The organism is Streptomyces sp. NPDC004721 (assembly GCF_053601495.1).
This window is the reverse complement of record NZ_JBSGBZ010000058.1, coordinates 38,027-48,142: the sequence shown is the minus strand read 5'-3', so window position 1 is coordinate 48,142 and position 10,116 is coordinate 38,027. Positions and strand designations below refer to the sequence as shown.

Sequence of the window (10,116 nt, the reverse complement as noted above, 5' to 3'; positions counted from 1 at the left end):
CCTACGACCAGTGGACCCAGTTCCAGGACTTCAGCACCTTCGCCAAGGGCGTCAAGAGCGCGAGCCGCGCCGACGACACCTCCTCCGACTGGCAGTTGAAGGTGTTCTGGTCCAGCCGAAGCTGGAAGGCCCACACCACCGAGCAGGTGGCCGACCAGCGCATCCAGTGGACGTCGGAGGGAGCGAAGGGCACCACGAAGGGCGTCGTCTCCTTCCACCGCCTCGAGGAGAACCTCACCCGGGTCCTGCTGGTCATGGAGTACTACCCGAGCGGCTTCTTCGAGAAGACCGGCAACATCTGGCGGGCCCAGGGCCGCCGCGCCCGGCTGGACCTGAAGAACTACGTCCGCTTCGTCACCCTCAAGGGAGAGGCCGACGAGGGCTGGCGCGGCGAGATCCGCGACGGCGAGGTCGTCCGCAGCCACGAGGACGCGGTCGCCCAGGAGCAGCAGGAGGCCGCCGAGGGCGAGGAGGAGCCGTACGCCGAGGAGGAGAACGCCGAGTACGAGGCCGAGGAGGAAGAACCCGAGGAGGAACTTGAGGAAGAGGCCGAGGAGGAGCCTGAGGAAGAGTACGAGCCCGAGGAAGAAGAGGAAGCGCCCGGGTACGAGTACGCCGAGGGCGGGAGCCGCCGATGACGACGCCCGGCCGACTGCCCGAACCGTACGGTCCGAGCAGCGGCGCCAACCTCGCCGACATCCTCGAGCGCGTGCTCGACAAGGGCATCGTCATCGCGGGCGACATCCGCATCAACCTGCTCGACATCGAACTGCTCACCATCAAAATCCGGCTCATCGTCGCCTCGGTCGACAAGGCCAAGGAAATGGGCATCGACTGGTGGGAGAGCGACCCTGCGCTCTCCTCCCGCGCCCGCCGCGACGAACTCGCCCGCGAGAACGCCAAGCTGCATGAGCGGCTGGCGCGACTGGGGGAACTGGAGCTGGACCGCGGCCGACCGGAGCCGGACCGCCTGGCCCGGGGCCGCGTGGACCAGGACCGTGCCCGCAAGGAGGCACCATGACCGGACTGCGGTACGTCTACGCCGTCTGCCGCCCCGTCGGCGTGCCCCTGGGCATCCGCTGGGGCGGCAGACCAGCCCTCGCCTCGTGATCGAACAACTCGGCGAATGTTGTCGGGCACGCTGTCACGCTTGGCGGAGCGACGAGAGGAACGCGCACCGGGTCGGGCTTGGCACTTCGCCGGGCGTGATCGGCAGGCTTGATCCACTCTGGGGAAGCCGTCCGGGGCCGACCACAGCCGTTCCGGCGAACGTCCCCGGTCAGAGAAGTAGCTAGGGATTACCGGGACTGCTGGTCAGCCGCGGGCGCGGAGGCTGGCTTCTTCGAGGTCGAGTTCCCGCTGGATCCGGCGCCGGGTGGCATTGCTGATCTTGTTCGCTTTGTAGAGGCGCTGGAGCTCGGCCGCTTCGATTGCGATGAGTGTCCGACGTACCTCGCGGTAGGCGTCGGCAGGACGGGCGTCCGGGTCGCTGTGGTGGGCATCTTCGGCCTGGTGGATGCGCGCCTCCAATTGGCGACGGGCCTGTCTCAAGGCGGTCTCGGCGGCGGCACCCAGATCCGCGAGCTGATCCAGATCGCCAAGCTGTTTGAGCTCTTCGAGAGCGGCCTTCGCAATGTGTCGGCGGGTCCGGACCTCCTCGCGCACGGAGTGCTCCGGCTCCAGAGCGATGCCGGAGAGGCGTACGACAGGGGCGAGGGTGAACCCCTGGAAGATGAGGGTGAGCGCGACGGTCCCGGTGGTGAGCATGAGGATGAGGGCCCGGTGCGGCAGCGGCGCCCCTGTGTGGGTGGTCAGAGGGATGGAGAGTGCGGCGGCCAGCGGCATGACACCTCGGGTGCCTGCCCAGGACAGGACGGCCGGAACGCGCCAGGAGAGGCGACTTTCGCCCTCTCTGTGCCGGTATTGGATCAGGGCGGAGAGCGGGAAGATCCACAGCAGGCGGATCGTGAGCAGAGTGAAGACGATCACCGGGACCCACAGCGGCCAGCCGTGCTCGTCGTGCGCGAGCTGACGGACGAGAGAGGGGAGTTCGAGGCCGATGAGAGCGAAGACGACGCTCTCCAGCAGGAAGGTCACGGTGTCGTAGACGGCGTGGACCTGGAGGCGGATGGGGGCGCTGCTGAGTTTGTGGCCGGCGCTGCCGAGGACGACCCCGGACACAATGACGGCAGTCACTCCGGAGGTGTGCGAATCGTCCGCGATGACGTACGAGGCGTACGGGGTGACCAATGCGATCACGGTCTCCAACATGGGGTCCTCGGTCCGTCTGCGGATGAGAGTCACCACTGCGGCGACAGCCGCGCCGATGAGGGCTCCTCCGCCCGCGAGGATCAGAAACTGTCCGACGGTTCCGGACACGGTGACGGCGCTGCTGGAAACCGCGGTGGCCACGGCGACCTTGTACAGGACCAGGGACGTGGCATCGTTGAACAGGCTTTCCGCCTGCACCATCACCTGCACACGGGGTGGGAGGGAAAGGCGCCGACCGAGCGCGGAGACCGCCACGGGGTCGGTGCTGGCCAGGACAGATCCGAGGATGAATGCGGACGCCGTGGTGAGCGGTGTGATCGCTCGCGCGACGTACCCGACAGCGATGGCTGAGGCGAGAACCAGGCCGAAGACCAAGCCGGTCACAGGCCGCCACACGGTGCGCAGGTCACGGACAGAGATTTCCCCGGCCGAGGCGAAGAGTAGTGGCGGCAGCACCAACACACTGATCACGTGCGGCGGCAGGCGGACCCCGGGGACCCAGGGCATCAACCCAACGATCAGACCGGCAACCACCAGGAGCGAAGGGGCGGGCATACGCCAGCGCCGAGCACCGGTCGTCACGGCTGTGGCCAGGACCACGAGCAGCAGGATGACGGTCAGGCCGGTCATGGAACGTCCCCGGTGGGTTACGGCTTGTTACCCCCTCTGACCAGGTGCTTTATCAACGTAACCGACCTCGGGCCATGATGCAGCTCACATGGAGCCGCGACCGTCCAGGGTGCGGCAGTCGTTACGGCGGCGCACCGCCGGCTTCCGTCCGGCGAGGCACCGGTTCAGCGCCGTGGTGCCGTCGGCCCTTTCGCTGCCCGGCCTTGGGCCAAGGCCCGATGCCCACCGACTTCCACTCGACGTGCCAGTAGATCACCACACCCGGGCCGCGGTAGCGCTGGTGTCACTCGGCCATCAGGTTCGAGGACCAGAAGTCGAACCTGCCGCTGGCGGAGACGCACGCCGTGCCGCTGCCCCACCACATCTCGTCCCGGGCAGCGAAGGTGGCGTTCACCAGCTTCACCAGCGCGGCACGCATGTTGGCCCGGTTGGCAAACATGTGCCGCACCCGCCGCAGCGTCGCCTCGCTCTCTCCGTGCTTGCCGGTCACCGCGACCACGCTCGATGCCCATGTTGGTGCCCAGTCCGAACAGACCGGGGTGACGGCGTCCCGGCCAAGCCGCTCCACCACCACGGCCTGGTCGCCGTCATCAGCGAGGTGCCGGAACGGGACTTCGTCGAGGAGCCGCTGCGACAAGGGGACGCCGGTTCCGGCACTGCTACGCTGGAGCCCTCCAAGAGGTCGAGGCCCCCGCTGGGAAGCGGGGGCCTTGGTCATGTCCGGGGCCGGATCAGTCCTGCGGGCTCTTGTACTCAGGCGGTGCCGCCCAGCCCAGCAGCCACCCGAAGCGACGGCTGATGTGGATCTCCGCCAGACGGAACACCGCGTAGTAGGCGATGGCGAACCCGGCCGTCATCAGCGACACCAGCTTCGGCCCGTCCAGGGGCACACCCAGGCGCAGCGCCTGCGTGATCAGCCACCCGGCGACGACCGGCCCGAACGTCCGCACCAGCGACAGCAGAAACGCGTACAGCACCTTCTCACTCCCTGGGTTGGCGGGCGATCGACGCGTTCGCCCAGAACATGACTTCCTCGAGGCGGAACATCGCCGACTGCTTCTCCGCGCCAGCGGGCAGCTCGTTGTGCAGCATCAGCGCCAGCTCCAGGCACGCGGACCGGATGTCCTCGTGGGCCTGGCGGCGCTCGGCGGTGTCGGCCGGATGGAACGTGAACCGGCGGATGACGTCAGCAGCGTCCACCACGGCCTCACTTACGGCCGTAGGCGAGGGTGAACAGGAAGTTCCAGCCCTTCGGCCCGATCGCCACATCGTTCGGCTTGCCCTTGGTGCGGAACTGCGGGTGCGCGGCGAAGAACCGGCCCACACCGCCCTGCGTGCGCGGCCCGTACGTGGCCGACAGGTCTCCGTCGCTGATCTTCAGGAACCCGGCCGCGCGCAGCGCCTTCTGCAGCGGCTTCGCCGACGGCTTCGACTTCCCCGGCGCCAGACCGGCCGGGAACGCCGGCGGCACGTAGGGCTTCGACGCGGGCGGCCCCGGCACCGGGCGCTGCGCCGGCGGCTCCTCCACCGGCGCGGGCACGCCCGCCCAGTCCTTCCACGCCTGCACCGTGGCGAAGTTGACCACGTTGACGTCGGTGTTGTTCCGGATGCCGTACTGGTGGATCAGCCACGGGTGCTGCACGCGCGGCTTGCCCGCCGCGGCACCCGGGTCGGCGATCCACAGGCCGTCACCGCACTGCGAGGTGGTGTCGCGCCGCTTCCAGTAGTCCAGGTTGCAGTATAGGATGACCCGCAGCTTGGGCCGCAGCTTCTTCACCGCGGCGAGGAACGCGTCCTTGTCCGCGCACGACGGCACGGTGTTCGAGGTCGTCGTCTCCCAGTCACACGCCAGGACGTCGCCGGGCTTGGGGTCGGCGCACTTGATGAAGTACTCGGCCTGCGCCTGGATGTTGTCCGGCCACAGGAAGTGGTACCAGGCGACCAGCTTGCCCGCCTGCCGGGCGGCCTTCTCCTGGTCGCGCCGCAGCGGGTTGGCGTAGGTGCGGCCCTCGGACGCCTTGATGATGACGAGGTCCACACCGTCCAGCTTTGGGTGCGGCTGCAGACTGCTGATGTCGATGGCGTTGAGCATCGGTCTTCCCTTTCGGCCCCCGCGCCGATGAACAAGCTCTGATGCTGTAGGCGGACGCCAGCTACGGGCCGCCGCCCTGCCTGCTGGTCAGCCACAGCTGGACCAGCATCAGCAGCAGCGGCGAAATGAACGCCGACACCACCCACTTGCGGGTGGCGGCCGCATGCTGCCGGTCGGTGTCGCGGGCCTGAATCGCCGTCTTGTGCCCGTCCTCCAGAGCTTTCAGCCGCTGGGCCACCAGCCGCTGATCGGCCTGGTAGACCTCCTTGGTGACGGTCTCCTCGAAGCGGGCGCTCATCGCGGCCAGGTCGCCGCGCAGATCGTCACGGAGCTGCTTGATGCCGTCGCTCTGGTCTTCCCGCAACAGCTGAAGTGTGCGGTGCAGCTCCCACAGGGTGGGCTCGGCACTCGGCGGCTGTGTCACCGCGCACTCCTCAACTCGGCGTGCCCCGCGCCACGCAAGAGTCTACGGGCACGGGGCGACGCCGTGTCAGGCAGCGGAGCGGAGACCGCGCATGCTTACGCCGGCACCAGGTCGGCGACCGTCTGCCCGCACTGCCCGCAGACGGCGCGGAACGTCGGAGGGCTGGCGTTGGGGCACATGGGCTCGGTGAACGTCTCCTCTGCTACCGGACACCCCACGGTGTGGCAGGTGATCTTCATCATCACCGGTTCGACTTCATCTTCGTCCATGATCATCTCCCGTAGACGGCCCAACCGACCGTCGTAGCAGCTGTATTCGACCGTGTGACCCACACGATCAGCGAAGTGCCCGACACGGATGACACTCCGACACCGGCCAGGGTCGTACCGGGCACGGTGGTAACGGGGGTGGCGAATCCGGTGAAGGACTTGCCGCGCACATTGAGACCGCTCACGGTCACGGATGTCGGAGTGTTGGCCACCGGGGTGATGGTGACCCGCCCCCACTCCATGTTCCGCGGCAGCAGGATGCCGGACACGTCCACCACCATGTCCGCGTTCTTGGGCCCACTACTGCCGTCCCACAGCAGGGCGATGTACGGTGCGCCGTCGCCGGCGGCGAGCGGGCTGTCTCCGCTCGCCAGGATGATGTGCGCCTGCGCACCGCCCGAGATCACGCCGGACTGAAGGTGCAGGGTCCCGCCGGACGCCTCGCCGGTCATGCCGGTCGGCAGGAGCTGGTTGACACCCTTCGCGCCGAACGTGACCTCCCCGGACTGCATCTGGGCGTACGTCTGGCCGTCGGCTGACGAGGTCCGGAAACCCGCCCCCCCATCGCCGACATCCGGCGCCATGACCGCGGCCACCGAGCCGTCGGGACGGACAGCCCGGACGACGGCGCCCGTGATCGTCTGCCCGTCGATGGCCCCTGCCCTGATGTTGCTCGCAGTGATGCCGCCGGACTCGACGACCTCGATGGCGAACATGTCCACCTCGGCCGTGCCATTGCCGCCCTGGTAGTTCAGGTACAGGATCGGCGTCAGGTAGCGGACGTTCGCATGGATCGCGGCAGGCGCGTTCGCGTTCGGCCTGACCGAACCCGTCGGCGTCGCCGACGTGCCCTTGATGTAGCCGGTGTACGTCACCCAGCCCGCCCCGGCCACCACGTCCTGGGCGTTGGCCGCCACGTAGAACTGGCTGCTGATGGCGTTCGCCCCGCTGACGTTGACGAAGGTGACACCGTCCGCGGCGAGGCCGGCCACGCCCGCATACAGCTTCTGGTTCGTACCCGGCGTGGAGTTGGCGACGGTCTGCCGCACCCGGACACTGACCCGGTACGTCACCGACGGGTCGAAGGGGATCTTCACATCGGGCCGGTACGCGCCCGCTACGTACCCGGCGCACCGCATCACGCTGCCACCGGACTGCGCGTCCGCGACAGCGACCGTCGCCATCGTGCCGCCACCCGTCGGGTTCAGCCACTTGGACGCCGAGTCGCCGAAGTCGTACCACTTCTGCCCGACCTGCCCGGCCAGACCGGCCGACAGGCGGTCCACGGAGATCGTCCCCGCCTTGATGGCGGCCGCATCCAGCGTGCCGGTCAGTATCGAGCCGCCGTTGATGGTGGTGGTCTGCGGTATCTGCCCCGAACCCAGCTGGGTGGGCGGCAGGGTCACCCCGGAGCCGATCGACCCGGTGACCGTGTCCGCGCTGCCCGCCGTGGCCGCCGAGGCGACCGTGCCGTTGACGTTCGCGGCCGAGACCACCAGGTTCGTCGCGTCGATCTGCGACGCCTTGATCTTCCCCACGCTGATCACCGCGGCGTCGATGGAGGAGATCACCCCGGACGCCGCGGTGATCGTCCCCACGGCGAGCTGGTCAGCGGTGACCGTGTTGAACTCCAGCCGGTCACCGGTGAGGCTCAGTGCCTTGATCTGCGCGGCGGTGATGCTGGCCGCAACGAGCCGGTCGGCGTTGACTGTCCCGGCTGCGAGGACCAGGCCGTCGATCTCCCCGGCGACGAGCTTCGGCGTGGTGACCGCGCCGTCGGCCAGGACCGTACCGTCCACCGCGCCCGCTTCGAGCTTCGCCCGGGTGACCGCACCGTCGGCCAGCGACAGCTCGTTGACGATGCCGTCCAGCACTTCCTGCGCGACCACTGGCAGCGGCCCGGCCGGGCCCGCCACCTGCGACGGCTCGGACTCGACGCCCGACGTCGACACGCACACCAGGCGCACCCACAGCGGCCTGCTGGCGGGCACGGTCATCGTGCCGCCAGCGGCCGAGTAGAACGCGGCGTACAGCTTGTCGTCGCCGAAGTCGGCAGTGGCGGAGAAGTGGACCTCCACGTAGGCGAGGTCGGCCGGGGCCTCGCTGCCGTCGGCGAACGACCCGTCCCAGGTGACGGCGACGCCCCCCAGGACGGGGGTGATGGTGGGCGTGCTCGGTATGGGCGGGGGCGGCCCGTTGACGGCCGCCATGCCGAACGTGCCATCGCCCAGTAGGCCCCAGCTGCCGCGCAGCAGGCCCAGGTCGTCGTACCAGGTCAGGGCGCCGTTCTCGATCGAGGAGTTCGCCAGGCGGCTGGAGCGTGCCAGGTCACGCACCAGACGTTCCAGGGCGGCGATCCTGCCCGCCAGATCAGCGACTGTGTCAGCCACAGCGGTTCAGCCTCCGTAAATGAAGGAGTCGGCGCGCGCGAGGCTCACCGTCATCCGTTCCTGCTGGTCCCTCTGCGCCGGCGTGAGTGTCCATCCGGTCACCCGCGCCCAACCGTCGTAGTCGGTCCACTCGTCGTGGACCTGCACCCACACGTCGTCGCCGACAGCGAACGAGCCGAACCGGGCGGCCGGATGGTCGATGAGTTCGACCTGCTCGATCGCGCCGCGCGTCTGGCTTGCGATACGCGCTGTGCGGGCCTTGGACGCCAACTGGTCCTGCCCCTTCACGGTGGGCAGGTCCAACACGTTCTCCAGGCGCAGCCGCCCGTCACGTACCGCGTCGATGGCACGCAGCCGGGCCCGCCCCTCCCCGGAGCCCAATGCGACCACGACCTGCGCGTTGGAGTCGCCGTCGTAGGTGACCGGCTGCTGGGAGGCTATGTTCACGCCGGTCGTGAACGACACATCTGTGCGGCGGGTGCCCAGGCGCGGCCAGCCGAGCCGGATGCGCCGCTCTGGCCTGTCGCCCACCCACGCCACCTGCTCGGTCCACTCCGGGCCGCCGAACACGCCGACCGCATCGGCGACGATGTCCGCGAGCGAGCGGGTCTCCCACCACGTCGACGCGTACGGTTCGGCCGGCGTGCCGATCGTCGCCTTGGAGGTGGTGGAGTCGACGACGACGCCGAGGCTGCCGTCCGGCTGCGCCTGGCAGTACGCCCACACGTCGCGGATCAGCTTGCACGGGTCGGCGTTCGTGTAGGGGCCGCGCCCCGCGAGGTTGCCGTGGGTGTCGTTCCGCTTGGCCAGGTAGGAGCCGAAGCCGGCCGCCTCGATCGGGTACTTCCCGCCCACCGGATCGGCCCGCCAGATCAGGCCGCCCCACATCAGCTTCGAGTCCCGCTCGGCGAAGATCAGCGTGTTGCCCGGGTCGACCATGCTGGGCAGGACGTGCGCCAGGTGCGGTTCCAGCGTGGCCTGCATCTGCCCCGGCCCATTCAGCTCCGGCCCGTAGGCCACGTCTGACAGCGGCAGATCCCACGCCCGGACCTGCCCGGACACCGCATCGCACGTCAGGTAGCGGTAGGAGGTCACGTCAGTACACGCCCTCCTGGAACTCCACGTCCGCGATCGCGGTCGTGGCCGTGTCCGCCTGGAGGTAGCCCGCTTCCTTGGCGGCCAGGGAGACCATGGCTTGCAGGACCTGGTTGGTGCCGCGCATCGCCGCGGGCACCGTCATGGTGTCGGCGGAGATCAGGTTGACGCGCTGGGACTTGTCGCCGCCGACGAACGCGCCCGTGTCGTAGTTGATGCTCTGGCCCTGAACCGTGCCCAGCTTGAACGTGGCACGGCCCCACACGTTGCCGCTGATGACCTGTACGGCGGCGACCGTGAAGATGATGCGGGCCTTCACCGCCCACACCGGCACGGGGATTGTCCACTTCGCAGTCGCAGGCCACTGAACGAACGTGCCGTCCTTGTTGCCCGACCAGTTCTGGTCCCCGGAGGGCGAAGCGACGTAGATCTCCCGGTCCTTGCGCGGGTTCGCGATCGACCGCAGGTCGGTGATCATCGCGTTGGTGACGGTGGCACAGTTCGCCGGCTGCGTGATGCGCGCGAGCGGTATCGCCGTCATGCCCGCAGGGGGCTGCGTCGCCGACGCCGACACATTCGACACCACGTCGAAGTAGCCGACGTTGTCCTTCGCCGGGTTCAGGCCGCCCTCGTACTCGGGGTCCAGGATCCGCAGCACGACCATGTCGGTGCGGCCCTGCGCCCCGGTAGGGGCGACGGGCACCAGGGCGGTGCCCACGTTGTACTGGGTGTACGAGCCCTGCCCCCAGGCATTGCCCCGCACGATCCCGGAACCGTCGGACACCTGCACGCCGGCACCCGGCGTGGTCTGCTGGGTCACCTTCAGGTCGTTGTACTCGGTCACGCCCTGCGATCCGCGCGACAGGTCACGGATCATCATCCGCATGGTGCGGGCGGGATGGGTGCCCCCGTTGATCATCATGGGCGGCTGGATCAGCGTCATCG

General features: G+C 68.9%; 12 protein-coding genes. 2 read left to right on the top strand and 10 right to left on the bottom strand.

The features are described from left to right. Together ACWEK3_RS34905 and ACWEK3_RS34900 are read left to right on the top strand one after the other, a co-directional pair. A partial coding sequence (locus ACWEK3_RS34905) for an SRPBCC family protein (RefSeq protein WP_453251523.1) occupies nucleotides 1-638 on the top strand: 638 nt, incomplete at its 5' end. After that, a complete protein-coding gene (locus tag ACWEK3_RS34900) occupies nucleotides 635-1,021 on the top strand; it encodes a gas vesicle protein (RefSeq protein ID WP_376550150.1) in 387 nt (128 codons plus the stop codon). The genes ACWEK3_RS34905 and ACWEK3_RS34900, both read left to right, overlap by 4 nt. A 293-nt stretch (nucleotides 1,022-1,314) precedes the next feature. Here ACWEK3_RS34900 and ACWEK3_RS34895 read toward each other — a convergent pair whose 3' ends face one another. The 10 genes from ACWEK3_RS34895 to ACWEK3_RS34850 all read right to left on the bottom strand — a co-directional run bounded on the left by ACWEK3_RS34895 (nucleotide 1,315) and on the right by ACWEK3_RS34850 (nucleotide 10,114). Next, complete coding sequence (locus tag ACWEK3_RS34895) at nucleotides 1,315-2,901, bottom strand: Na+/H+ antiporter (RefSeq protein ID WP_453251522.1); 1,587 nt, start codon at nucleotides 2,899-2,901, stop codon at nucleotides 1,315-1,317. Nucleotides 2,902-3,184: 283 nt separating this feature from the next. Continuing rightward, nucleotides 3,185-3,538, bottom strand: coding sequence for a Tn3 family transposase (locus ACWEK3_RS34890; protein ID WP_453251521.1), 354 nt, complete (start codon nucleotides 3,536-3,538; stop codon nucleotides 3,185-3,187). Nucleotides 3,539-3,632: 94 nt separating this feature from the next. After that, nucleotides 3,633-3,878: a hypothetical protein gene (locus tag ACWEK3_RS34885; protein WP_453251520.1), complete on the bottom strand. Its 246-nt coding sequence runs from the start codon at nucleotides 3,876-3,878 to the stop codon at nucleotides 3,633-3,635. A 4-nt stretch (nucleotides 3,879-3,882) separates the two neighbouring features. After that, nucleotides 3,883-4,101, bottom strand: a complete 219-nt coding sequence (locus ACWEK3_RS34880) for an Acb2/Tad1 domain-containing protein (protein ID WP_453251519.1) — start codon at nucleotides 4,099-4,101, stop codon at nucleotides 3,883-3,885. 7 nt (nucleotides 4,102-4,108) lie between these two features. Continuing rightward, nucleotides 4,109-4,993 carry a glycoside hydrolase family 25 protein gene (locus ACWEK3_RS34875; RefSeq protein ID WP_453251518.1) on the bottom strand — a complete coding sequence of 295 codons (885 nt, stop codon included), beginning with the start codon at nucleotides 4,991-4,993 and terminating at the stop codon, nucleotides 4,109-4,111. Between the two features lie 61 nt (nucleotides 4,994-5,054). Then, nucleotides 5,055-5,417, bottom strand: a complete 363-nt coding sequence (locus ACWEK3_RS34870; RefSeq protein WP_453251517.1) for a hypothetical protein — start codon at nucleotides 5,415-5,417, stop codon at nucleotides 5,055-5,057. 95 nt (nucleotides 5,418-5,512) lie between these two features. Further along, nucleotides 5,513-5,686, bottom strand: a complete 174-nt coding sequence (locus ACWEK3_RS34865; protein WP_453251516.1) for a hypothetical protein — start codon at nucleotides 5,684-5,686, stop codon at nucleotides 5,513-5,515. Between the two features lie 2 nt (nucleotides 5,687-5,688). Then, entirely contained in the window at nucleotides 5,689-8,076 is a 2,388-nt protein-coding gene (locus ACWEK3_RS34860) for a hypothetical protein (protein ID WP_453251515.1), read from the bottom strand. A 6-nt stretch (nucleotides 8,077-8,082) separates the two neighbouring features. Continuing rightward, nucleotides 8,083-9,171 carry a hypothetical protein gene (locus ACWEK3_RS34855; protein WP_453251514.1) on the bottom strand — a complete coding sequence of 363 codons (1,089 nt, stop codon included), beginning with the start codon at nucleotides 9,169-9,171 and terminating at the stop codon, nucleotides 8,083-8,085. A 1-nt stretch (nucleotide 9,172) separates the two neighbouring features. Beyond that, nucleotides 9,173-10,114, bottom strand: a complete 942-nt coding sequence (locus ACWEK3_RS34850; RefSeq protein WP_453251513.1) for a hypothetical protein — start codon at nucleotides 10,112-10,114, stop codon at nucleotides 9,173-9,175. Between the last annotated feature and the right edge of the window lie 2 nt (nucleotides 10,115-10,116).

What these genes read in the sequence shown, in the direction of transcription:
- ACWEK3_RS34895 (WP_453251522.1), bottom strand. Translation starts at nt 2,901, where the DNA reads ATGACCGGCCTGACCGTCATCCTGCTGCTCGTGGTCCTGGCCACAGCC.
- ACWEK3_RS34900 (WP_376550150.1), top strand. Translation starts at nt 635, where the DNA reads ATGACGACGCCCGGCCGACTGCCCGAACCGTACGGTCCGAGCAGCGGC.
- ACWEK3_RS34875 (WP_453251518.1), bottom strand. Translation starts at nt 4,993, where the DNA reads ATGCTCAACGCCATCGACATCAGCAGTCTGCAGCCGCACCCAAAGCTG.
- ACWEK3_RS34850 (WP_453251513.1), bottom strand. Translation starts at nt 10,114, where the DNA reads ATGACGCTGATCCAGCCGCCCATGATGATCAACGGGGGCACCCATCCC.
- ACWEK3_RS34865 (WP_453251516.1), bottom strand. Translation starts at nt 5,686, where the DNA reads ATGGACGAAGATGAAGTCGAACCGGTGATGATGAAGATCACCTGCCAC.